Annotated in this window: 23 protein-coding genes and 1 other RNA gene; 11 read left to right on the forward strand and 13 right to left on the reverse strand. The window is 66.4% G+C overall.

Annotated elements, in window-relative coordinates; genetic code table 11:
• Positions 1 to 368: 368 nt before the first annotated feature.
• Complete coding sequence (locus BKE09_RS02080) at positions 369 to 1568, reverse strand: MFS transporter (protein ID WP_075674720.1); 1200 nt, start codon at positions 1566 to 1568, stop codon at positions 369 to 371.
• A 72-nt stretch (positions 1569 to 1640) separates the two neighbouring features.
• Here BKE09_RS02080 and BKE09_RS02085 point away from each other — a divergent pair, with 72 nt between their 5' ends.
• Together BKE09_RS02085 and BKE09_RS02090 are read left to right on the forward strand one after the other, a co-directional pair.
• Complete coding sequence (locus BKE09_RS02085) at positions 1641 to 2438, forward strand: helix-turn-helix transcriptional regulator (RefSeq protein WP_075674721.1); 798 nt, start codon at positions 1641 to 1643, stop codon at positions 2436 to 2438.
• 144 nt (positions 2439 to 2582) lie between these two features.
• Positions 2583 to 2966: a hypothetical protein gene (locus tag BKE09_RS02090; protein WP_075674722.1), complete on the forward strand. Its 384-nt coding sequence runs from the start codon at positions 2583 to 2585 to the stop codon at positions 2964 to 2966.
• Positions 2967 to 3029: 63 nt separating this feature from the next.
• Here the strand turns inward: BKE09_RS02090 and dnaJ are convergent, their stop codons facing one another.
• From dnaJ to hrcA, 4 genes are all read right to left on the reverse strand, one after another.
• Positions 3030 to 4154: a molecular chaperone DnaJ gene (gene dnaJ, locus BKE09_RS02095; protein WP_014036853.1), complete on the reverse strand. Its 1125-nt coding sequence runs from the start codon at positions 4152 to 4154 to the stop codon at positions 3030 to 3032.
• Between the two features lie 154 nt (positions 4155 to 4308).
• Entirely contained in the window at positions 4309 to 6231 is a 1923-nt protein-coding gene (dnaK, locus tag BKE09_RS02100) for a molecular chaperone DnaK (RefSeq protein WP_057500812.1), read from the reverse strand.
• 182 nt (positions 6232 to 6413) lie between these two features.
• Entirely contained in the window at positions 6414 to 6929 is a 516-nt protein-coding gene (grpE, locus tag BKE09_RS02105) for a nucleotide exchange factor GrpE (RefSeq protein ID WP_014036851.1), read from the reverse strand.
• 63 nt (positions 6930 to 6992) lie between these two features.
• On the reverse strand, positions 6993 to 8057 hold the full coding sequence (hrcA, locus tag BKE09_RS02110) for a heat-inducible transcriptional repressor HrcA (protein ID WP_008266321.1): 1065 nt from the start codon (positions 8055 to 8057) through the stop codon (positions 6993 to 6995).
• A gap of 115 nt (positions 8058 to 8172) precedes the next feature.
• On the opposite strand from hrcA, the gene recN reads away from it, so the two are divergent.
• Positions 8173 to 9834 (forward strand): DNA repair protein RecN, encoded by a 1662-nt coding sequence (recN, locus tag BKE09_RS02115; RefSeq protein ID WP_075674723.1) that lies wholly within the window; start codon positions 8173 to 8175, stop codon positions 9832 to 9834.
• 121 nt (positions 9835 to 9955) lie between these two features.
• Here recN and BKE09_RS02120 read toward each other — a convergent pair whose 3' ends face one another.
• On the reverse strand, positions 9956 to 10873 hold the full coding sequence (locus BKE09_RS02120) for a LysR family transcriptional regulator (protein WP_075674724.1): 918 nt from the start codon (positions 10871 to 10873) through the stop codon (positions 9956 to 9958).
• A gap of 97 nt (positions 10874 to 10970) precedes the next feature.
• Between BKE09_RS02120 and BKE09_RS02125 the strand changes: the two genes are divergently transcribed.
• Entirely contained in the window at positions 10971 to 12215 is a 1245-nt protein-coding gene (locus tag BKE09_RS02125) for an SGNH/GDSL hydrolase family protein (protein WP_075674725.1), read from the forward strand.
• A 58-nt stretch (positions 12216 to 12273) separates the two neighbouring features.
• Here the strand turns inward: BKE09_RS02125 and fur are convergent, their stop codons facing one another.
• Complete coding sequence (gene fur / locus BKE09_RS02130) at positions 12274 to 12681, reverse strand: ferric iron uptake transcriptional regulator (protein WP_005409235.1); 408 nt, start codon at positions 12679 to 12681, stop codon at positions 12274 to 12276.
• A gap of 103 nt (positions 12682 to 12784) precedes the next feature.
• Between fur and bamE the strand changes: the two genes are divergently transcribed.
• Positions 12785 to 13177, forward strand: a complete 393-nt coding sequence (gene bamE / locus BKE09_RS02135) for an outer membrane protein assembly factor BamE (protein WP_014036847.1) — start codon at positions 12785 to 12787, stop codon at positions 13175 to 13177.
• 35 nt (positions 13178 to 13212) lie between these two features.
• On the opposite strand, the gene BKE09_RS02140 is transcribed toward bamE, so the two are convergent.
• Positions 13213 to 13470, reverse strand: a complete 258-nt coding sequence (locus BKE09_RS02140; RefSeq protein ID WP_075674726.1) for an RnfH family protein — start codon at positions 13468 to 13470, stop codon at positions 13213 to 13215.
• Between the two features lie 3 nt (positions 13471 to 13473).
• The gene (locus BKE09_RS02145) at positions 13474 to 13899 is read right to left on the reverse strand and encodes a type II toxin-antitoxin system RatA family toxin (protein ID WP_032959119.1); all 426 of its coding nucleotides are present in this window, start codon (positions 13897 to 13899) and stop codon (positions 13474 to 13476) included.
• Positions 13900 to 13956: 57 nt separating this feature from the next.
• Between BKE09_RS02145 and smpB the strand changes: the two genes are divergently transcribed.
• A complete protein-coding gene (gene smpB, locus BKE09_RS02150) occupies positions 13957 to 14460 on the forward strand; it encodes an SsrA-binding protein SmpB (RefSeq protein WP_005409231.1) in 504 nt (167 codons plus the stop codon).
• Positions 14457 to 14888, forward strand: a complete 432-nt coding sequence (locus BKE09_RS02155) for a GNAT family N-acetyltransferase (protein ID WP_075674727.1) — start codon at positions 14457 to 14459, stop codon at positions 14886 to 14888. The genes smpB and BKE09_RS02155 overlap by 4 nt, the downstream gene beginning before the upstream one ends.
• 28 nt (positions 14889 to 14916) lie before the next feature.
• On the opposite strand, the gene BKE09_RS02160 is transcribed toward BKE09_RS02155, so the two are convergent.
• Together BKE09_RS02160 and BKE09_RS02165 are read right to left on the reverse strand one after the other, a co-directional pair.
• The gene (locus BKE09_RS02160) at positions 14917 to 15489 is read right to left on the reverse strand and encodes a hypothetical protein (protein WP_014036843.1); all 573 of its coding nucleotides are present in this window, start codon (positions 15487 to 15489) and stop codon (positions 14917 to 14919) included.
• A gap of 186 nt (positions 15490 to 15675) precedes the next feature.
• On the reverse strand, positions 15676 to 16767 hold the full coding sequence (locus BKE09_RS02165; protein WP_075674728.1) for a hypothetical protein: 1092 nt from the start codon (positions 16765 to 16767) through the stop codon (positions 15676 to 15678).
• A gap of 219 nt (positions 16768 to 16986) precedes the next feature.
• On the opposite strand from BKE09_RS02165, the gene ssrA reads away from it, so the two are divergent.
• Together ssrA and BKE09_RS02180 are read left to right on the forward strand one after the other, a co-directional pair.
• Positions 16987 to 17340: a transfer-messenger RNA gene (ssrA, locus tag BKE09_RS02170) on the forward strand.
• Positions 17341 to 17814: 474 nt separating this feature from the next.
• Positions 17815 to 18300 (forward strand): hypothetical protein, encoded by a 486-nt coding sequence (locus BKE09_RS02180; protein ID WP_075674730.1) that lies wholly within the window; start codon positions 17815 to 17817, stop codon positions 18298 to 18300.
• Positions 18301 to 18314: 14 nt separating this feature from the next.
• Here BKE09_RS02180 and BKE09_RS02185 read toward each other — a convergent pair whose 3' ends face one another.
• Complete coding sequence (locus BKE09_RS02185) at positions 18315 to 18776, reverse strand: isoprenylcysteine carboxylmethyltransferase family protein (RefSeq protein WP_075676552.1); 462 nt, start codon at positions 18774 to 18776, stop codon at positions 18315 to 18317.
• 146 nt (positions 18777 to 18922) lie between these two features.
• On the opposite strand from BKE09_RS02185, the gene BKE09_RS02190 reads away from it, so the two are divergent.
• Positions 18923 to 20944 carry an alpha/beta fold hydrolase gene (locus BKE09_RS02190; protein WP_075674731.1) on the forward strand — a complete coding sequence of 674 codons (2022 nt, stop codon included), beginning with the start codon at positions 18923 to 18925 and terminating at the stop codon, positions 20942 to 20944.
• Positions 20945 to 20962: 18 nt separating this feature from the next.
• Here the strand turns inward: BKE09_RS02190 and BKE09_RS02195 are convergent, their stop codons facing one another.
• Positions 20963 to 22186, reverse strand: coding sequence for a cytochrome P450 (locus BKE09_RS02195; protein ID WP_235434919.1), 1224 nt, complete (start codon positions 22184 to 22186; stop codon positions 20963 to 20965).
• Between the two features lie 379 nt (positions 22187 to 22565).
• On the opposite strand from BKE09_RS02195, the gene hchA reads away from it, so the two are divergent.
• Positions 22566 to 23438, forward strand: a complete 873-nt coding sequence (hchA, locus tag BKE09_RS02200; RefSeq protein ID WP_075674732.1) for a glyoxalase III HchA — start codon at positions 22566 to 22568, stop codon at positions 23436 to 23438.
• The last annotated feature ends 2 nt before the right edge of the window (positions 23439 to 23440 follow it).

Here is a 23440-nt window from a genome sequence, read left to right on the forward strand (position 1 = left end):
CGCCAACGGTCCTGCCCACCCACACCGCCCCACCTCTGACAGACTCCGGATGTCTGTTGGTAGGTGTCGACCTTGGTCGACACATCTTTCAGATATCGATATACAAAAATGGGGTCAGATCCGTTTTCCTTCGGAAAACGTATCTGACCCCCAAGAGCCGTTCCGACAGATCACGGAAAACTGTCGAAGGCGGGGTGGGTCCGGTTGAGGGGGCGTGAGCCGCATGGATGCGGCGACCGAGCTTACATGGACGTACTTGCAGCGCCCCCCTCAACCGGACCCACCCCGCCACTCCACAGATAGCCAGCTTTTGCCGTTGCCTTGGCTTCGGCAGGTGCAGGGCTGCAAGCCCTGCAAACCCAAACCCCTCAGTGAGCAGCAGGCCGCGACGGTGGCAGCCACGCCGCCACGATGCCGAGCAGCGGCAGGAACGCTGTCAGCTGGTAGACGTACTCGATGCTGGTCTTGTCCGCCAGCAGGCCCAGCACGGCCGCACCCAGCCCGCCCATGCCGAACGCGAAGCCGAAGAACAGGCCGGACACCATGCCGATGCGGTGCGGCATCATTTCCTGTGCATACACCACGATCGCCGAGAACGCCGAGGACAGCACGAAGCCGATCAGCACCGCCAGCACCGTGGTCCATAGCAGATCGGCGTGCGGCAGCATCAGCGCGAACGGGGCCACGCCGAGGATCGAGGTCCAGATGATCGGCTTGCGGCCGATGCGGTCACCCAGCGGGCCGCCGAGGAAGCCGCCAGCGGCAGACGCCACCAGGAACGCGAACAGGTGCAGCTGGGCCTGTGCCACCGGAATGCCGAAATGGTGGATCAGGTAGAAGGTGAAGTAGCTGCCGATGCTGGCCATGTAGAAGTACTTGCTGAAGATCAACACCAGCAGGATCGCCAGCACCTTGGCCACGGTGCGCGGCGGATGCCGCGGCACCCTTGCAGCGGTGCTGGCCGTGCGCGGCGTGCCCAGATGCAGCGCGTACCAGCGGCCGACATAGGTCAGCAGGCCGATGCCGATCAGCGCGGCGCCGGCAAACCACGATGCGGCGTGCTGGCCATACGGCACGATCACGGCGGCGGCAATCAGCGGGCCAAGCGCGGTGCCGAAATTGCCGCCGACCTGGAACACCGACTGCGCGAAGCCGTGACGGCCCCCCGAAGCCAGCCGCGCAATGCGCGAGGCCTCGGGATGGAAGATGGCCGAACCGATGCCGACCATTGCCGCCGCCATCAGCACCACCGCGTAGTTCGGCGCGAAGCCGAGCAGCAGCATGCCGCACAGGGTCGAGGCCATGCCGATCGGCAGCGAATACGGTGCCGGGCGACGGTCGGTGGCCATGCCGATCAACGGCTGGAAGATGGACGCGGTGAGCTGGTAGGTCAGCGTGATCAGGCCGATCTGGGTGAAGCTGAGGTTGAAGCCGCCCTTGATCACCGGATAGATGGCCAGGATCAGCGACTGCATCATGTCGTTGACGACATGCGAGGTGGAGATGGCGGCCAGCACGCCGGGAGCCACCGGGCGTGAGGTCGTTGCGGGAGAAGCCAGGGTCGACATGGACACAGTCAGGTTGGGGGCGAGCCACGCATGCTACGGTGGCCCCCCACTCCCTTCTGCCGCGTTCGGGTCATGGCATATCGCAAAAAGGACACACCCTGCCCGATCCGCGAGACCGCGCCGTGGAACGAAGTGCCGGTACATCGCCCGGTGACCAGCCGCGCCCGCCACTACCCGCCCGGCACCCACATCGCGCCACACCGGCATCGCCGTCACCAACTGGTCTTCGCCATGTCCGGTCTGATGGTGGTGCGCGCGGACGGCGGCCGCTGGGTCGTGCCCTCCACCCGCGCGATCTGGGTTCCGGCCGGCATGGCGCATGCGGTGGACTGCATCGCCGAAGTGCACATGCGCAGCCTGTACGTGGAACCGGACTTTGCACCGCAACTGCCGGATGGGGCGTTCGCAGTGCAGGTGGCGCCACTGCTGCGCGAACTGCTGCTGGCCGCCAGCCTGATCGAGTCCGCGCACGTGGACGACAGCCGCGACGGCCGCGTGGTGCGCCTGCTGCTGGACGAACTGCACCGCATGGACGTGCTGCCGCTGCACCTGCCCTCGCCCACCGACCCGCGCCTGCAGCGGATCTGCCAGCACATCCAGAAGCATCCCGGCGACGACGCCACGCTGCAGGACTGGGCGCAGGCGCTGCAGGTGGACGTGAAGACCATCCAGCGCCATTTCGCCAGCGAACTGGGCATGACCTTCGGGCAGTGGCGGCAGCAGGCGCGGCTTCTGGCCGCCCTGGAGCGACTGGCGGTCGGCGACAAGGTCATCGATGTGGCGCTGGCGATGGGCTACGACAGCCCGAGCGCGTTCACCAGCATGTTCAAGCGTCAGCTGGGGCAGACGCCGGCGGCATTCTTCCGCTGATTCCTTGAACGACATCCACGCATGGCGTGGATCTACTGCCGTATCCGGGTAGGACTTTTGCCATTCGGCCGGAAACCGCGCACGTCGTCGCGGTTCTGTCGGGCAGGTGCATGCTCCGATGGTCTCCCCGGAAAGGAGACCGCCATGAACAAGGCATGGATCGTCGCATCAGGATTCGCTGTTGCCGTAGTACTGGCGCTGGGCGCCGTCAGTCTGCCCACGCAGGCATCCGGCACACAGTTCAGCTTCTACTCGGACGAACAGAAGGACGGGTTCTACTTCATTCTTCAGATCCACGGTCGCAGCGATGACGGCTACGTTCATGCCACCTGGACGGGAAAGGCGGACAAGGCGCCGCCACGTAATCCCTACTACGTCGAAATGAACCGGGACCAGAAACGTTTCTACGTCCGTCCACGCAAGCGCGATGGCCAGCCCTGGTTCGAGCTGGACGTCGTAGGTGATCGCGGGACGTTGCTGTTCCAGGGCCGCCGCATTCACGGCACTGCCGACTGGGAAGTCTGGTAGCCGCCCGCAAGCGAAAACGCCGGGCAGAGCCCGGCGTCGTCGTTCAACACATGCGTCGATGGATCAGGACGTCATCCGATCCCAGAAGCCCTTCACGCCATCCATGAAGGTGGCCGACTTCGGCGAATGCTTGCGCGCTTCCTCACCGACGAAGGTGGCTTCGAACTGCTCCAGCAGCTTGCGCTGCTCGTTGGTGAGGTTGACCGGGGTCTCCACCACCACGCGGCAGTACAGGTCGCCCTCGCTGCGGCTGCGCACCGAGCGCACGCCCTTGCCACGCAGGCGGAACAGCTTGCCGGTCTGGGTCTCGGCCGGGATGCGGATTTCCGCTTCGCCGCCGAGGGTCGCCACGCGCACGGTGTCGCCCAGCGCCGCCTGCGAGATGCGGATCGGCACTTCGCAGTGCAGGTCGTCGCCATCGCGCTGGAAGATCGCATGCTCGCGCACGCGCACTTCCACGTACAGGTCACCCGGCGGCGTACCGGCCGGGCCGGCCTCGCCTTCGCCCTGCAGGCGGATGCGGTCGCCGGTATCAACACCCGCCGGCACCTTCACCGACAGCACCTTGTCTTCCTCGACACGGCCGTTGCCGTGGCAGGTCTTGCAGGGCTTGGCGATGATCTGGCCACGGCCGCCGCAGTTGTGGCAGGCCTGCTGCATGGCGAAGATGCCGCGCTGGATGCGCACCTGGCCACGGCCATGGCACACGTTGCAGGTCTCGACCTTGCCGTCTTCGGAGCCACTGCCATCGCAGTCGCCGCACTCGGCCAGGGTCGGGATCTCGATCCGGCGCTCGACGCCACGCACGGCCTCTTCCAGGTCCAGTTCCATCACGTAGCCGATGTCGGCGCCGCGACGGGCCTGGCGCGGACCACCGCCGCCACCGCCAAAGATGTTGCCGAAGATATCGCCGAAGATATCGTTCATGTCCGGGCCGCCCGGACCACCACCACCCATGCCGTGCTCGAACGCGGCGTGGCCGTGGCTGTCGTACATGCGGCGCTTGTTGCCGTCGGACAGCACTTCGTAGGCTTCCTTGCACTCCTTGAAGGAGGCTTCGGCCGCCGCATCACCCGGGTTGCGGTCCGGGTGGAACTTCATCGCGCAGCGACGGTAGGCCTTCTTCAGCTCGTCGTCGGTGGCGGTGCGGGCAACGCCCAGCACTTCGTAGTAATCGCGCTTGCTCATATCGTGAATCGGGTTCCGGAAAGTCGGGATTCGTCAAAGCGGAAGAGCGGAACCAGGTCCGCTCTTGCGTCGGGCGCCCCGACACGCCGGTGGGCGGTCAGGACCCTGATGCGACAACGGGACGCTGATGGCCAGCGTCCCGTGTCGGTCCGGATCAGGACTTCTTGTCGTCCTTGACTTCGGTGAACTCGGCGTCGACCACGTCGTCCTGCGCCTTGCCGGCGTTGCCGGCGTCGGCACCCGGGGCACCGCCCTGGTCGGCCGAAGCGGCGGCGAACAGCGACTGGCCGGCTTCTTCCAGTGCCTTCGACTTGGCTTCGATCTGTGCCTTGTCGTCACCCTTCATCGCGGTTTCCAGGTCGGCCAGCGCCGCCTCGACCTTGCCGATGACATCGCCGCCGACCTTGCTGCCGTGCTCGGTGATGGCGCTGCGGGTGCCGTGGATCAGGGCGTCGGCCTGGTTGCGGGCCTGCACCAGCTCCTGGAACTTCTTGTCTTCTTCGCGGTTGGCTTCCGCGTCGGCGACCATGCGCGCGATCTCTTCCTCGGACAGGCCCGAACCGGCCTTGATCTCGACCTTCTGTTCCTTGTTGGTCTTCTTGTCTTTGGCCGACACGTGCAGGATGCCGTTGGCGTCGATGTCGAAGGACACTTCCACCTGCGGCAGGCCACGCGGGGCCGGCTCGATGCCGGACAGGTCGAACTTGGCCAGCGACTTGTTGAAGCGGGCCTGTTCGCGCTCACCCTGCAGCACGTGCACGGTCACGGCCGACTGGTTGTCCTCGGCGGTGGAGAACACCTGCGAGGCCTTGGTCGGGATGGTGGTGTTCTTCTCAATGATCTTGGTGAACACGCCGCCCATGGTCTCGATGCCCAGCGACAGCGGGGTCACGTCCAGCAGCAGCACGTCCTTGACGTCGCCGCCCAGCACGCCGCCCTGGATCGCAGCACCCAGTGCCACGGCTTCGTCCGGGTTGACGTCCTTGCGCGGTTCCTTGCCGAAGAACTCGGTCACCGCCTGCTGCACCTTCGGCATGCGGGTCTGGCCACCGACCAGGATCACTTCGCTGATGTCGCTCGAACGCAGGCCGGCGTCGTTCAGCGCGACACGGCACGGCTCGATCGACTTCTTGATCAGGTCTTCCACCAGCGCTTCCAGCTTGGCACGGGTCAGCTTGATGTTCAGGTGCTTCGGACCCGAGGCGTCAGCGGTGACGTACGGCAGGTTCACTTCGGTCTGCTGGGCGCTGGACAGCTCGATCTTGGCGCGCTCGGCAGCATCCTTCAGGCGCTGCAGGGCCAGCGGATCCTTGCGCAGGTCGATGCCCTGGTCCTTGTTGAACTCTTCAACCAGGTACTCGATGACGCGGTTGTCGAAGTCTTCGCCGCCCAGGAAGGTGTCACCGTTGGTCGCCAGCACTTCGAACTGCTTCTCGCCGTCGACGTTGGCGATCTCGATCACCGAGACGTCGAAGGTGCCGCCGCCCAGGTCGTACACCACGATCTTGCGATCCTTGTTGTCGCCCTTGTCCAGGCCATAGGCCAGCGCGGCCGCGGTCGGCTCGTTGATGATGCGCTTGACGTCCAGGCCGGCAATGCGGCCGGCGTCCTTGGTCGCCTGGCGCTGGCTGTCGTTGAAGTAGGCCGGCACGGTGATGACCGCTTCGGTGACCTTCTCACCGAGGAAGTCCTCGGCGGTCTTCTTCATCTTCTCCAGCACCTTGGCCGAGATTTCCTGCGGGGCCATCTTCTTGCCATCGCTGGTCGACACCCAGGCATCGCCGTTGTCATGGGCCAGGATGCCGTACGGGACGTGGGCGATGTCCTTCTGCACTTCGGCGTCGGTGAACTTGCGGCCGATCAGGCGCTTCACCGCGTAGAAGGTGTTCTTCGGGTTGGTGACGGCCTGGCGCTTGGCCGAGGCGCCCACCAGGACTTCGCCGTCCTTGGTGTAGGCGACGATCGACGGGGTGGTGCGATCGCCTTCCGAATTCTCGATGACGCGGGCCTTGCCGCCGTCCATGATCGCCACGCACGAGTTGGTGGTGCCGAGGTCGATACCAATGATCTTGCCCATGGGGGAGACTCCTGAGGATGCTTGTTGGGGTCAGTCCGGCCGTTCGGCCGGTGGATGAATACGATGTGGGGGAGGCTCGTGGAACATTCAAGCCATCTCCCGAACGCTGTGTTCAGCGCCTGGAAAACCTTGCCGGGCATGGCCCGGCACGACCGGGACCGGGCATCGCCCGGCCCGATCGATCAGTCGGCGGCCACCACCACCAGCGCCGGCCGCAGCAGGCGCTCGTTGAGCAGGTAGCCCTTCTGGAACACGGTCACCACGGTGCCGGGAGCGGCGCCCGGGGCCGGCACCTGGCTGATCGCCTGGTGGTGCTCCGGGTTGAACGGCTGGCCGGTCGGGTCCAGCAGGACCAGGCCATTGTCGGCGGCAACCTTCAGCAGCTGCTTGTAGGTCAGCTCCAGGCCCTCGCGCAGCGGATGCGGGTCATCGCCGGCAGCCTTCAGGCCGGCATCCAGGCTGTCGAATACCGGCAGCAGCTCGCCCAGCAGCTTCTCGTTGGCGAACTTGCGGGCCTGCTCGATGTCACGGGCAACGCGCTTGCGCTGGTTCTCGAGGTCGGCGCGCTCACGCAGCGCATCGGCCTTGATCTGCTCGACTTCGGCGCGCAGGCGCTCCACTTCGTCGTTGACGCCGGCGGCGGCGGCCGCATCGGCGGCAGTCTGCTGGGATTCGATATCTGGATGTTCGTGGTTCATGTCTGGGTCCCTGGCGGTCAATCTCCGCCTCCACCCACCCTAGTGTGGGCGGGATGCTGCGTTTCAAGCGTCGGATGTTCCGGGAGTGCGCCCGGCCGGCGAAAAGGCCGCGCCAAGCACATCGGCAGTGGCCTGGACCAGCGGGATCATGCGGTCGTAGGCCATCCGCTTGGGGCCGATCACGCCCAGCACGCCCAGCACCTGGCCATTGGCGGTATAGGGGGCGGTGACCAGCGAGACCCCCTGTAACGGCATCATCCCGGTCTCTTCGCCAATGAAGATACGCACCCCCGGGGCCTGGATGGTGCGCTCCAGCAGCTGCAGGATCTCGCGCTTGCTGGAGAACAGCTCGAACAGCTCGCGCAGGCGCTCCAGGTCGGACAGGTCCTGCACCCCCATCAGGCGGGTCTGGCCGGCCACCAGCATGTCATCGGCCGCCGGCTGCAGGGCCTGCTCGGCCAGTTCGATGCTGTGCGCCAGCAGCTGCTCCAGCTCCGAGCGGGCATCGCGCAGCTCCAGCAGCAGGCGGGTGCGGATCTCGGCCATCGGCAGGCCGGCGAAATGCGCATTGAGGTAGTTGGCGACCTGTTCCAGCTGGCCCGGCGCGAACTCCTGGCGGGTCTCGATGACGCGGTTCTGCACCTCGTTGTCGGCGAACACCAGGATCGCCAGCACCCGGCGCCCGTCCAGCGCCACGAAATCGATCTGGCGGAAGGCGAACTGCTCGCGCCGCGGCGCGCTGACCACGCCGACGAAGTGGCTCATCGCCGACAGCAGCTCCGAGGCGCTGCCGAGCAGGGCCTGGGTGCTGCCGCCGCCGGCCAGCTCCTGGCGCAGGCGGGCCAGTTCGCCCTCGCCCGGCGGCTGCATCTGCAGCAGGCTGTCGACAAACACCCGGTAGCCATGCGCGGTCGGGATGCGCCCGGCCGAGGTGTGTGGCGAGGCCAGCAGCCCCAGGTCTTCCAGGTCACCCAGGATGTTGCGGATGGTGGCCGGGCTGACCTCCAGGCCAGCCACGCGCGCCAGCGTCTGCGAGCCGACCGGCTCACCGTCCTGGATGTAACGCGCGATCAGCGTGCGCAGCAGATGGCGCGCACGCGGGGCAAGCTGGTCGGGAGAACCGTGCATGGAATCAACCTGTGAGACACGGACACTAGATAATGGCGGCGGATCACCTTGGCAAGTCATTGGACCTCCCTCGCGCGCGTGCTAGCGTTGCGCGGCTGCTGACACCCCCTTACCCATGCTCAGACATCTTTCGATCAAGGATTTCGCCGTCGTCCGCGCCACCGAACTGGAGTTCGGGCCAGGCATGACCGTGGTTTCAGGCGAGACCGGCGCCGGCAAGTCGCTGATGGTCGACGCGCTGGGCTTCCTGTCCGGCCTGCGCGCCGATAGCGGCGTGGTCCGCCATGGCGCTGCGCGCGCCGAGCTTTCGGCCGAGTTCGCGCTGGACCAGCTGCAGGCCGCGCGCCAGTGGCTGGCCGACAACGAGCTGGACGACGAGGAACAGTGCCAGCTGCGCCGCGTGATCCGCGCCGATGGCGGCTCGCGGGCCTGGATCAATGGCCGGCCGGTGACCCTGGCACAGCTGGGCGACCTGGCCTCGCTGCTGGTGGAGATCCATGGCCAGCACGAGCAGCAGGCCCTGCTGGCACGCCCATCACAGCTGGCCCTGCTGGATGCCTATGCCGGCAACGAGGACGAGCGCCGCCAGGTGCGCCGCGCCGCTGCGGCCTGGCAGACCCTGGTCGATGAATCGCTGGCGCTGTCGCAACAGGGCGACGTCAGTGACCGGATCGGCTTCCTGGAACACCAGCTGCGCGAACTGGACCGCGAAGACCTGGAACCAGAGTCGATCGTCGCACTCGGTGCCAGCCACCGCCGCCAGGCCCATGCCAGCGCCCTGCTGAGCGCCTGCCAGGCGGCCAGCAACCAGCTCAATGGCGACGACGGCAGTTCCGCGCTGGACCTGCTGCAGCAGGTGCGCCACGAACTGTCGCGCCTGATCGAACACGACCCGCGCCTGGGCGAGGTGGACGGCCTGATCGAGAACGCCTCGATCCAGCTGCACGAAGCCCTTTCGCTGCTGGACCGTGTGCATGACGACCTCGACGCCGACCCGGAACAGTTCGAGGAGAACGAGCGCCGCCTCGGCCGCCTGCACGACCTGGCCCGCAAGCACCGCGTGCCGATGGACGAACTGGGCGCGCAGCGCGAGCGCATGCATGCCGAAGTGGAACAGCTGCGTGGTGCTGACGAACGCCTGCAGCGCCTGGCCGGCGAGATCGACAAGGCCGCTGCGGCCTGGCGCGTGCAGGCCGAGGTGCTGACCGCCAGCCGCCGCAGCGCCGCTGCCGAGCTGTCGGCCACCACCACCGGCATCATCGCCGAGCTGGGCATGGGTGGCGGCCAGTTCCTGATCGAGCTGGAACCGCAGGACGCCGGCAAGCCCGACCCGCAGGGTGCTGAGCGCGTGGAATTCCTGGTGGCGGCCAACGCCGGCCAGCCGCCACGCGCCCTGCGCAAGGTGGCCTCGGGCGGCGAACTGTCGCGCATCTCGCTGGCCATCGAAGTGGCCGCGCTGGACCTGGATGCAGTGCCGACCATGGTGTTCGACGAAGTCGACTCCGGCATCGGTGGCGCGGTGGCGGACATCGTCGGCCAGAAGCTGCGCGCCCTTGGCGAGAAGCGCCAGGTGCTGTGCGTGACCCACCTACCGCAGGTCGCCTCCAAGGGCCATGCCCATTACCGGGTCAGCAAGGCCCCGGTGGAAGGCATGACCCAGAGCGCAGTGGAAAAGCTGGACAGCAAGGCGCGCGAGGAAGAACTGGCGCGCATGCTCGGTGGCGTGGAAGTGAGCAAGGAAGCGCGCGCCGCCGCCCGCAAGCTGCTGCAGGTGTAACGCCTGTTCGCGGTTATCCACGCATGGCCTGGATCTACAACGCGCCCGGTAGTGCCGGCCGCTGGCCGGCAACCCGATGCGGGTCGGCGAAGATCGTGAGGTTGCCGGCCGCTGGCCGGCACTACCCCCGTGGCCGCGTCAGATCGACGTTCTCCACCAGGAAATCGAGGAAGGCGCGCACCCGCAGCGGCAGGTAGCCGCCCTGCCCCAGGAACACCGCGTGCACCTCTTCAAGGTCACCGGGATTGGCTTCCTCCAGCACCGGCAACAAGCGCCCGGCGGCAATATCCTGCTGCACCTGGAACGCGGCCAGCCGCGCCATGCCCAGCCCACCCAGCACCAGCTGGCGCAGCGCGTCGCCGTTGCTGGCGCGCGCATTGCCACTGGGCAGCAGCATGCGTTCGCGACCGTCCTGCAACAGCGGCCAGCCCTGCATCGCGCGCGCATGGCCGATATCCAGCCGGTTGTGCGACTGCAGCTCCTCGGCAGAGCGTGGCAGCCCGTGCCGTTGCGCGTAGGCCGGTGCAGCCACGATCATCATCCGCGTCGCACCCAGCCGCCGCGCCACCAGGCTCGAGCTCTTCAGCGGACCGGCCCGCACCGCCACGTCGGTGCGCTGCTCAAGCAGGTCGATCACCTCGTCGTTGAGGGTCAGGTCCACGCCCACCTGCGGGTTGCGTTCGAGGAACGCCGGCAGCAGCGGCAACAGGAAATGCTGGCCGAATGGCACGTTGGCGTTGACCCGCAACCGTCCGCGCGGCTCGGCATGGGCGCTGGCACAGCGCTCGGCCTCCTCCAGGTCGGCCAGCACGCGCAGGCCGCGCTCGTAGAACGCGCAGCCTTCCGGGGTCAGCTGCAGCTGGCGGGTGGACCGCTGCAGCAGGCGGGTGCCCAGCCGCTGTTCCAGCCGCGCCACCAGCTTGCTGACCGCCGAGGGCGTCATGTCCAGGGTGCGGGCCGCGGCGGAGAAGCCACCGGTCTCGATCACCCGCACGAACACTTCCAGTTCGCCGGATCGGTTGATGTCGGGTCGCGCCATGGTGATGAATCCAGTTCACAGATGATTATCCATGCGCAGTCTAGTTCACAGATCGACGGAGAATCACCATGGCCCTCCCTCCTCCCGGGATTGCCCGATGAACCGCTTCAGCCAGCTCACCGCGACCGCCTTGATCGCCCTGTCCAGCGCAGCCAGCGCCGCATCCGCCCCGCACTGGGTCGCCAGCTGGCAGGCCAGCCCGCAACCGGTCTGGGGCGCGGATTTCCTGTTCCCGACCCTGGTTCCGGCCACGCTGCAGGACCAGACCTTGCGCCAGACCGCGCGCATCAGCCTGGGCGGGCCTCGGCTGCGGGTGCGACTGAGCAATGCCTATGGCACCCAACCGCTGCGGATCGGGGCGGCGAGCGTGGCCGCCCAGGCGGGGGCCACACCTCAGGCGCTCAGTTTCGACGGCCAGCCCGGGGTGCTGATCGGCCCCGGCCAGGAACGGCTGAGCGATCCGCTGCCACTGGCCACGGAAAACCGCCAGGCGCTGCAGGTCAGCGTCTTTGTGCCGGGGCCGACGCCGGTGCAGACGTTCCATTGGGAAGGCCGCCAGACCAGCTGGATCGCCCCTGGCGACCAGAGCCGGGCCCAGTCCCTGAGCGCAGCCAGCAGCACCACCGCCCGCCTGTTCCTGACCGGTATCGAGGTCGAGGCCGGCGCCAGCGCGCGCAGCGTGGTGGTAATCGGCGATTCGATCACCGACGGCGCCACCGCCAGTCTCGACCAGGACCAGCGCTGGACCGACCATCTGGCCGCACGCCTGGCACCGCGGGGCGTGGCGGTGGTCAACGCCGGCATCTCCGGCGGCCGGCTGCTGCGCGACGGCATGGGCGAGTCGGTTCTGGCCCGCCTGCAGCGCGACGCACTGGATCAGCCCGGCGTGGACAGTGTGATCGTGCTGATCGGCATCAACGACATCAGCTGGCCCGGCACCGCGTTCGCCCGCAACCAGCCCCGGCCCACGCTGAACGAGCTGCAGGCGGGGTATCGCGCGTTGGCAGAACAGGCCCACCACCGAGGTGTGCGGATCGTGGGCGCTACCCTGCCACCGTTCGCTGGTGCCCTGCCCGGCACGCCGCTGGACGACTACTACCACCCGGACAAGGACGCCCTGCGACGGCAGCTCAATGCCTGGCTGCGCACGGACAGCCCGTTCGACGCGATGATCGACCTGGACGCCGCACTGCGCGACCCGGCCGATCCGTCACGGATGGCCGCCGCCTACGATTCCGGTGACCACCTGCACCCGGGCGATGCGGGTAACCGGGCCATGGCCGAGGCGGTGGATCTGGAGGTGTTGCTGAGGCCATCCACGCATGGCGTGGATCTACTGTGAACAACGAAAAACCCCGGGCAAGCCCGGGGTTTCGTCGCATCCAGCTGGCCGGAACGGCCTACTTGCGCTTCTTGCGCACGTACAGCACCAGCGAATGCTCTTCCAGCTCGTAGCCGTGGTCGGCCGCGATCTTGCGCTGCAGCTCCTCGATCTCGTGGCTTTCGAACTCGATGATCTTGCCGCTGTCCACGTCGACCATGTGGTCGTGGTGGCCGCCACGGTCCAGCTCGTAGACAGCCTGGCCGCCTTCGAAATTGTGCTTGAGCACGAGGCCGGCGGCCTCGAACTGGGTCAGCACCCGGTACACCGTGGCCAGGCCGATCTCGTCGCCGTGCTCCAGCAGCTGGCGGTAGATGTCTTCGGCGGTCATGTGGTGCTGGGCATTGCGCTGCTCGAGCAGCGCCAGGATCCGCATCCGCGGATGGGTCACCTTCAGGCCGACTTTACGCAGGTCGTGGGTTTCCATAGGTCTCCGTTCATTGGCGATTTAGCGCCAGCTGCCTCGGATTGGGTCGCGGTGGCACGCCGGGAGTGTATCATCGGTTTGATTTCCCCAACCGCCAGTCCCGATGCGCAATCTCCTGTTGGTCGCCGCCGTCGCCCTGTCCACCACCGGGTGCGGCATCATCTACAAGCAACCCATCTATCAGGGCAACCTGATCCGGGAAGATGCCGTGGCCAAGCTGCAGGTCGGGCAGAGCAAGCAGCAGGTCACCGCGCTGCTGGGCACCCCGTCCATTCCCGACCCGTTCCACGCCCAGCGCTGGGACTACACCTCCAGCCAGCGCGTGAACCGCCTCGGCCGTACCGAAGTGAAGAACTTCGTGGTGTTCTTCGAGAATGACGCCGTGACCCGTTGGGAAGGCGACTACTTCCCGGGCAACGACAAGGCCCTGGCCCAGCAGACCGTGCGCCAGTTCGGCCGCAACCTGCCGAAGGACAAGAAGAAGAAGGGCCGCTGAGGCCCCTGCCCGTCCGCAAGGACGGGTTGCCGGGATCAACCGCCGAGCGCGCGACGCCGGCGGTTGTCCTTGGGGTCGGCCAGCAGCGGGCGCAGCAGCTCGATGCGGTCCCCGTCCAGCAGCGCCTGCTGTGGACGTGCCAGCACGCCATGCACGGCGGCGGCCGGACAGTCGGCACTGCCTTCCAGCGCGGCGGCGGCAATGGCGTCGGCCACGGTTGCACCCTCTTCCAGCTGCAACCGGCGCGACAACACCCGCTGCGGCCAGGCCAGCACCACCTCGACCTCGATCATCGCTCAGCCCTCGTCGGCGACGCGGACGAAATCGTTGACCATGCGATCGGCCAGCCCCTGGAAGCCGATCGCCAGAGCCGGACCGAGCAGGCGTGAGCTGGGCTCGAACTCCAGGGTCAGGGTGACCTTGCAGGCATCCTCGGCCAGTGCATGGAATTCCCAGCGGCCGTGCAGCTGCTTGAACGGGCCATCGCGCAGCTGCATGTCGATGCTGTGCGGGCGCTGCAGGGTGTTCTCGGTCTGGAACCAGGTACTGAACGAGCCCAGGCCCAGGTCCAGGCGCGCCACCAGGCGGTCCTCGCCCTGCTCCAGGATCTGGGCAGCCGAGCACCAGCGGAAACGGCGCGGATAGGCCTGGACGTCATTGACCAGGTCGAACATGCGCGCGGCCGAATGTTCGACCAGGGCGCTGCGGCGGATAGTAGGCATGAATACAGGACGTTTCGGCAATCGACCGGGCGGGCCCGAATCGGAGACAATACGGAAATGAGCAAGAACAGCGGCAAGGATAAAGCAAAGAGCGCGACGGCCAACAAAACCATCGCGTTGAACAAGCGTGCCCGCCACGAGTACCACATCGAAGAGCGCTTCGAGGCCGGCCTGGCCCTGCAGGGCTGGGAGGTGAAGTCGATCCGCGCGGGCCGCGGCAACATCATCGACGCCTACGCCTATGTGAAGCACGGCGAGATCTTCCTGATCGGTGCGCAGATCACCCCGTTGATCCAGGCCTCCACCCACGTGGTGGCCAACGACCGGCGCGAGCGCAAGCTGCTGCTGCACCGGAGCGAGATCGACAAGCTGGTCGGCAAGGTCGAGCGCGATGGCTACACGATCGTGCCCACCGCGATGTACTGGAGCAAGAACAAGATCAAGCTCGAAGTCGCGCTAGCCAAGGGCAAGCAGACCCACGACAAGCGTGACGCTGCCAAGGACCGCGACTGGGCGATCGAGAAGCAGCGTGTGATGCGTCGCGGCAACCGCGACGCATGACCGCCCCCATCGGCGCCATGGTGACTGCCAGCGCCGATGAAACGCGCACGTTGTGTGCGCGCCTGTTGGCCTTCAACCGGGCCCACGGCGGCGATGCGTTCGATGAGATTCCAGTCCGGCTGGCCTGGCATGACCAGCACGGCGCGCTGCGCGGTGGCGTGCTGGCCGACGTCTGTGCCGGCTGGCTGCAGGTGCACGTGCTGTGGGTGGATCCAGAGCTGCGCGGGCAAGGCATCGGCCAGCGCCTGCTGGCGGAGGCAGAAACCGCCGCGCGCCACCATGGCGCCCGCAACGTGATGCTGGATACCTTCGACTGGCAGGCCGAAGCCTTCTACCTGCGGCAGGGCTACACCGTCTATGGGCGGCTGCCCGACTGTCCGCCCGGGCACGAGCGGATCTACCTGCGCAAGTCGTTGTCGGGCTCGTAGTCGCGTCGGCGCTGCAGCCGCCTGCCGGTCAGCCTGCCAACAGGCCCCGCCCGCGCATGCGTGGTGCCAGCGCCGCGTGCATCACGGCCAGGTGCATCACCACCGCCAGTTCCGGCGCATGACGGTCATCGCCCGCGCGCCACTGCTGCGCCATCCGGGCCGCGTCGGCCGGCAACAGGGCCAGCAGCTGGGCGTCATCCAGCGAATCGGCCGCGCCCTGCAACTGGCGCGCCAGCTGCCGTGACTGCCAGACATGCACACCGATGCTGAGACTGGCCAGCGACATCAGGACCACGGCCAGGCCATGTTCGAACCACTGCGACAGCACCTCCGGCCCCCACAGCAGGGCCGCCATCACCGCCAGCGCCGGCAGGCGCCAGCCCAGCCAGTGGGTGCGGTCGCGCTGCGGCCAATGCACCACCACCGCGCTGGCCACCAGGGCCGCCGCCGCCGTGGCCGGCAGCTCGGTCAACCAGGTGGCCGCCAGCAGCACGCCCAGCACGGCCCAGACCCAGCCGGGGGGCAACGCTCGCCGCTGGTAGTCGGCCCCGACGGGTCCGACCAGCTGTCGCAGGCTGCGTTGTTGGCTTGCCTCGGTCACCCACAGTCTCCGTGTCTGTCCTGGCTCGGATGGTGGTCTTCAGTGTGTCGCAAATTCGTGCCAATGAAGTTACCAATCCGCTATGACCGGCGCACTGCAACAGGTTGCACATTGACGGCCCGCGCGCAGGTCACGCCGAAGTCCCGATGCCATCGATCCTGCCTGGGCCCGTCACAGCACCCAACGCTATTCAACCTTGGCGTAAGCACACACCGATGCCGCCGCATCCAGCAGCGGGCCGACCTCCAGGCGTGGCGCGGGCCGTCCCGCCGGAAACGCAATGGCAAGTGCCTTCGCCGCACGATCCGCACGCGGCTGGATGTACCACGAGGACGCCGCCGACAGCGTCTCGCCACGCACCTGATGCTGGAACCGATACTGGCCCCAGTAGATGGCCAGCGGCTCCTCCAGGGCATTCAACGGATTGGGCAACGTCAATGCTTCCGGACATAGCGCAGCAAACGCCCCAGCCAACAGCTGCCGCTGCTTCAATGGTTGTCCCGCGGAAAGAAAATGGCTGTATTCATGCATCACGATCGGTGCCCAGTCTTCTTTGGCATCGAACGTCGAGAACAGGAAAATGTAACCGCCACGGAGCTTTGCCTGCGTCTGCGTGGCCTCCGGCCACCAGAGGAAACGAACCTGGAAGGTCGGGGGAGCATCCACCTTGAAGAAGGCTTTCATTTCATCCGCAAGCCTGCCCACTGGAGGCGACGTGAGCTGACGGGCAAGCGCGTCCTGCTGCTCGTGGAACGGTTGCGACGCCGTCAACAGGCGCCGTGCACGCGGCGCGAAGCGCGCGTAATACTGCCTCAGCAGCGCCTGATCGTCGGGAGTCTGGGCGGCGATCGCACTCTCAGTGGCGGCATCGAAAGAGGCGGTGCCGAGGAAATGCTGCGTGTACGGATCACCATTGCGGGTATCGGAGCCCGCGAACAGGCGATCAGCCGGCGTGCCCTTGGCCTCATCGTCCCGTGCCAATGGTGACGTACGCCGGCGGAATGCCGCGTAGCCGGCGAGCAGGACACGATCACGCTGATCCAGGCCAAAGCGCCGCTGCCATTCCTGCCGGTAGGCCGCAGAGGTATAGCCCGGCAGCCAATCCGGAAGGTTGTCGAGCAGGTTGAACAGGTCCAGCGAGGAGCTGTACGCCACCTCCACCGACGCACGCGAGGATTCTGCAGCCGCGACAGTCCCGGCCTGCAGGACCAGGGCCCCCAGGGCCACAACCCCCATCCATCGCAACCGCATCCTGCCGGAACTGATGAAAACGGCCATCGCGCAATCCTGGAGAGGCACCCGCGGATTCGAACATGTCGACCCAGGTACGGCAATGTGCCAGGTGGCCCGCCGCGCGGCCGGGAATGTACTGCTGCCTCTACGTGAAGCCCGAACGCGTGACTGTTCAGGAAGATTGCCGTACCATTCGCATCGTTGGGCAGGCCCTGCCCGTGGCGACACGGAATCGGCCCTGTACCTTGCAGCACTGTAGAAACCGGGGGTGCATTGGTTTCGACGGGGGTTGTGAAGTCGCCTGGCGCATGCCGAGGGGGTAGCTTTCCTCGTAAATCCAGCTGCAAAACTCTAGTTGCCAACGACGACAACTACGCTCTGGCCGCTTAAGGCCTAAGCCTCGAAACCGCTTGTGTCCATGCTCGCGGTGTAGAGTCACTATCATGGAATCGCGCTGGGTGGCTGCCTGTCAGTCCGGCACTAGAACACAACAGGCTGGTTCCCGGATGCGCTTTGCGCACCGTGCTGTTCGGGGACGAGATCCAACGGTGAGCTAAGCATGTAGTGCTGGGGATGGAGTGCCTTCGGACGGCGGTTCAATTCCGCCCACCTCCACCAACGAACGGTTCGTCAAGGACCGGAGAAGCCCGGAAACCCCCGCATCACAAGGGTTTCCGGGCTTTTTTATTGTCCGCAACAGACCGGGGCAATCCGTTTCAATCCATGAGACGGTGGGGGTATATCAAGGGGTATCCGACCGCACCCACTGAAGCGATACCCCTAATGCCTCTGACCGAGCAGGAGGCAATTGAACCCGCCGAGACTGCATAGACAGGGGTACTGCTGGGAGTATCGATCCCGGCCACCAGCATCAACCGCCAGGCCCATCAACAACTTACGCTCACATTGCGGTATGGCCCACCTCCACCATCTGTATGGCCTGTCGAGGCCGCAAGAAGCCGGATCTCCCGTCGACGGGGTTCCGGCATTTTTGTGCCTGCTCCTCGTGCAGGAAGCGTGGCGCATAATCAGGATGAAGCTCCCCCTCCATCGCTGCATTCCCCCGCCCTGCTACCGCCAGAAGGATCTGCAATGAAAACCGCCACAACCACGCTCGCCCTGTTCCTCGCTGTTTTCACCGCAGCCCCAATCGCACACGCTGCCACACCCGCCATCGCCCCACCCGGCACCGCCACGCTGGAAGCGCTGCTGGCCTGCAAGGCCGGCTCGAACTTCAGTGCCGCCGAGGCCATCGATGCACTTCAGGCCGCCGGCCTGGCCAAGAAACCGGGCGGCACCTTCGAGCCGGAGGACAAGCCGGTCGCGCTGTTTGGCGGCACGGTCACCAGTGCCGATGTAAACGTGGCCGAGGGCGAGAAGAGCCTCTTCGTGTACTTGAACGGCGTCGATTCCAAGCGCCTGGCCAAGGCCTGGTCGGTGACCGAGGTCAACGAGCATGCCAATACCGAAGAGCCGTCGTACGTGAAGCGCATCGACAAGCGCCACACCCTGCACGTGATCGCGGGCGACGACTACGAGGGCTATTCGGCAGCGGTGAAGTGCCAGATCAGCCGCTGATGGCGTAGCCGACGCTACAGCCAGCGCGGCACGCGATGACGGTACTGCGCGTACGCCTCGGGAAAGCGGGCCATCAGTGCCCGCTCTTCCGGCAGGATCTGCAGCCGGGTGATGTACACCAGGAACAGCGGCACCACCAGCAGCGCGATCAGGTTCTGCAGGTACACCATGGCACCAAACAGGACCAGCGCCTGCCCGAGATACATCGGGTTTCGCGTGCGGCGGTAGATTCCGCTGGTAACCAGCGCGCTCGACGCCGAAGGTCGCAGAGGATTGACGGTGGTACCGGCGCGCTGGAACGACAGCTTGGGCAGCAGATTGAGCACGATACCCAGCGTCATCATCACGCCTGCCAGCAGAACCGGCACCGGCACCCGAAGGTGGAAACCCGGCAGCAGCCAGCGTGCTGCAAAGCCCGCAGCGGCGCACAGCAGCATTAGCGCAGGCGGGGGAATGCGGGTTTCCAGCCAGGCCATCGCGATCACCGTGTCCCTTCCATTCACCGCAGTGTCACACGGGAATGGCTGAATCGCCCACGGCGGCCTGGCCCAAACCGACCGCCCGGTCTATTCCGCTTTGACAGGCCGGCCGCTAGAGTGGCGCCACCGCGCAGGAGGATCGTATGGCTACCACGGGCTTGGGCTTCATCGGCCGCACGACCCTCATCATCACCGTGCTGCTCACCCTGGGCGGCTGCGCGACGCTGCGCCAGTTCGGGCCGTCGGTGCAGGTTGCCTCGGTCACGCCCGGCCAGTACATCGCGCTCAAGCGCGGTGACATCCTCACCTCCGGCAAGCTCAGCGCGGCGACCACCGAGACCCTGCGGGTGGCCGGCCTCGACGAAGGCGTCTGTGCCAAGCCCGGCCTGCCCTGCATCGAGGCGATGGAAGGCAGCATCGTGGTGCGCGAGGAAGACAAGCGCTCCAGCCTGGCCGAGCTGTGGCTGCAGTATGCGATGACCCTGCCGGCGCCGAAGCGCGAGTACTCGGCATCCGGCCGCGCCAAGACCGCGATCACCGAGCTGGATGCCGACTTCCAGCCGCGGCTGGACGCCTGGATGCAGGTCGCGCGCCAGGCCTATGCCTATCTGTTCTTCACCGAACGCACCGCCAACCAGCGTGGTTTCGAAGACCGCCAGACCCAGGTGCGCGACTACTACAACCTGGCTGTGCAGGAAGCCTCGGTGCAGCTGTACAACGCGTATGCCACCGGCCGCGTGCACAGCCAGGCCAGCCATTTCCAGCTGGGCCGCTGGACCTTCGTGCTGGCCCCTTCAGGCGAAGCATCGCCGCTGGATACGCGTACCCCTACCGAGCTGGTACCGGCGGCCTCGCTGTCCTTCACCGGCACGCTGCGCAGCGTGCATCGCCGCGATGGCTTCGGTGCCGAGCTGGTGGCGGTGATGGACGACCCGGCCGGCAGCACGGCCACCCCGTCTGCGGCAACGACGCCCGCCACGCAGGCAGGCACCCCGCCCCCACAGAGCTGGAGCGAGATGCCCTCGCCTTCGATGACGGTGCTGCTGCGCTTCTCGGGCAAGAACCTGTGGGAAGTGCTGCATGACGACGAGCCGGAACTGGAGATCCACGATCCCTACCAGGTCTCGGAAGTGACCCTGCATGGCCAGCAGGTGCCGCTGGCGGCCAACTTCACTGCGGGCTATGCACTGTGGCTGGCACGCTCCAACTTCAGTCACCAGTCGCTGCGCTCGTTGTTTGGTGGCAAGGGCGGCATCGACACGCCGCATCTTTACATGATGCAGCCCTACGACCCGAACCGTCGCGTGCTGTTGATGATCCATGGCCTGGCCAGCAGTCCGGAGGCCTGGGTCAACGTGGCCAATGAACTGATGCGCGACGATGAGATCCGCCAGGACTTCCAGGTCTGGCAGTTCTATTACCCGACCAACATGCCCATCGCGATGAGCCACGATGCGATGCGCCACACGCTGGCCGAAGTGTTCAAGCACTTCGACCCCAGCGGCAAGGCGCAGGCCTCGCATGACATGGTGCTGGTCGGGCACAGCATGGGCGGGGTGATCGCGCGCTTGATGGTGTCCTCTTCCGGCGACCACCTGGTCGACACCCTGCTGGCCACCGCGCAGATGACGCCCGCCCAGCGCGAGCTGCTGCGCACCAAGGGCGCGCCGGTGCTGACCTTCCTGCCGGAACCGGAAGTATCGCGGGTGGTGTTCATCGCCACGCCGCATCGCGGCACCGACGTGGCCGGCACCCGCCTCGGCCGTTGGATTGGCCGCCTGGTACGGCTGCCGCTGACCGTGCTGGAAGACGTGACGACGCTGGCCAACGATGGCCAGATCGATCGCAACGATGGCAAGCACGGCTACCAGATGAACAGCATCCAGAATCTGGACAAGGACGATCCATTCGTCCGCGCCGTCGCCGACCTGCCGATGTCACCGAAGGTGCACTACCACTCGATCATCGCCCGCGCCAAGGCCGATGGCCCGCTGGAAAAGACCGACGACGGGCTGGTGCCCTACTGGAGCTCGCACCTGCCGCACGCGGATTCGGAGAAAGTGATCGTGTCCGGGCACAGCGTGCAGGAAGCTACGCCAGCCATCGTCGAGCTGCGGCGGATCCTGCATGAGGACATGCAGGAACACGGGCGAACGGGAAAGTAAGCCGCCGGCCCGGACAGATCAGGCACCTGCCGTGCGCCGCGAGAACGTACCGTGCAGCGCTGCGGGAATCGCGAAGCCCTCCATGCGCACCTCCGGCCGGTAGCCGGCGCTGGGGGTGAAACGGAATTCGCGCGCCAGCAGCCCGCACAGCAGTACCAGCTGCGCGTTGCCGACCGCCGATCCCACGCAGGAACGCGTGGGGAAGCCATAAGGCACATAGATACCAGCGGTGCGCTTGCGCCGCTCCGGCAGCCAGCGATCGGGATCGAACTGCAGCGGGTCATCCCAGTACTTCGCCGAGCGATGCTGGATGAACGAGCTCAGCTCGAACACCGTGCCCTCGGCGATGGCCTGCCCTTCCACCTGCAGATCGCAGGCGGCCACGCGACGGTTGTTGAAGGGCGTGGAATACAACCGCATCACTTCCTTCAGGAAGCGCATGGTGCAGGGAATCCTGGCCATCGGCAGCGCATGGATCTCCGCATCCGAGAGCGGTGCGAATTCCTCCTCGATGCGCTGGCGCCAGTGCGGATGCATCTGCATCGCCAGCAGCAGGCAGGCGGCCATCATGCCGGGCACGCCGGAAATGGCGATCAGCTGCACGGTGACCAGGTAGGTAACCTTGTCCAGGCCGATGCGCTCGCGCAGGCTCAGCAATGACTGCGCGTAGTCCAGCGGCACGCGCCCGTCGCGCACGCGTCGCTTCAGTTCGGCGGCGATCGCCCGCGATTCGCCGCGACCGATGAGGAAGTTGCGCAGCAGATGACGCCGATGGATGACCTGCTCGACCTGGGTGGTGTAGCGCAGATGCAGGGCGCGTTCGATGGCTGCGGTGCCGCGTGCGTCGAGCCCGTCGATCACCAGTGGCACCAGCGGATGCGCCATCACCTTCCACACGGCTGGCGTGGCATCCAGCTCGCGCCCGCACAGTGCGTCCAACGCCTGCCGCATGCGCGACTGCAGCGCCTCCAGGGTCTGCGCTCCGGTAAGCTCAGCACTGCAGGTGGCGATCAGGCTGCGTACTTCGGTCCAGCGAACGCGTTCGTGCCGGCGGAACAGGTCGGCCAGCGATTCGACCACGAACAGGTGCTCGGAATTCTCCTTGTCGACCTTGCCGGCCAGCTCCGGGCAGAACACCCCGATACCGCCGGTTTCCAGTTTCAGCACCGGTCCTTCGCGCTCCACGCGCGCAGCCAGGCGCTCGGCAGCAATGGCGCTGCCTTCATTCGACATCCCTTGCATGCAGTGCGTCTCCGGCAGGAAGGGACTCGAAAGACGAGTCCCTTCGTCTTGCTACCGCTCAATCGCGGGGTTGCCCCGCAGGATCAGAACTCGACCCAGAGCGGCCAGGTATTCCACACACTGCTCTTCTCGTTCGGATGGATATTCAGAGTGACGCGCAATGCTCGGGCGAATCTTTTCATTTTCATTCCTTTGCTTGCTGTGTGGTTATGCCGGGATTATCCCAGCACCGGCTAGATAACACGACATAATCCCGCTGTCCAACCGGGCCGGTGGCGCGATGCAACATCCGGGTGGTGGTCCATTGAGGGGAATCCCTCATCGCGCCTGCGCACGCGGCCTCCTATGCTGGGCTCACTTTCCCCCAACGGAGGTCCGCATGAACACGCAAGAGCCCAGCCGCCAGCCCAGCCCCGATCCGGCCGAGCGCGATGCCTTCTTCCCGTCGCCGTATTCGCTGTCGCAGTTCACCTCGCCCAAGAGCGACCTGTCCGGTGCCGACTATCCGGATGCACGCCGCGATGGCCGCTGGAAGGTGCTGATGATCGCCGCCGACGAGCGCTATCTGCCGACCGCCAATGGCCACCTGTTCTCCACCGGCAACCACCCGGTGGAAACCCTGCTGCCGATGTACCACCTGGACAAGGCCGGCTTCGATATCGACGTCGCGACGCTGTCCGGCAACGCCGTCAAGTTCGAATGGTGGGCCTTCCCGCGCGAGGACCACGAGATCGGCGCACTGTACGAACGCTACGAGGCGCGCTTCCGCCAGCCGTTGCAGCTGGACGAGGTGGTGGCTGGCCTGGGCACCGACTCGGACTATGCCGCCATCTTCATTCCGGGTGGCCATGGCGCGCTGATCGGCCTGCCCGAAAGCACGGCAGTGAAGGCCGCACTGCAATGGGCCATGGCCGGGCAGCGCCACATCATCACGCTCTGCCATGGCCCGGCGGCACTGCTGGCGGCGGGCGTCGATGAAGCCGAAGGTGGCTCGCTGTTCCGCGGCTACCGCATCTGTGCGTTCCCCGACGCGATGGACCGGCAGACACCTGAGATAGGCTACATGCCGGGGCAGTTGCGTTGGTTCTTCGGTGAACGCCTGGCCCAGCAGGGCGTGCAGATCGTCAACGAGGGCATTGATGGCAGCGTGCTGCAGGATCGCCTGCTGCTGACCGGCGACAGTCCGCTGGCCGGCAATGCGCTGGGCAAGCTGGCCGCGCGCACGCTGCTCGACGCGCTGGCCGGGCGCTGAGC

Origin of the sequence: Stenotrophomonas sp. TD3 (assembly GCF_001939825.1) — a bacterium.
Lineage (GTDB): Bacteria > Pseudomonadota > Gammaproteobacteria > Xanthomonadales > Xanthomonadaceae > Stenotrophomonas.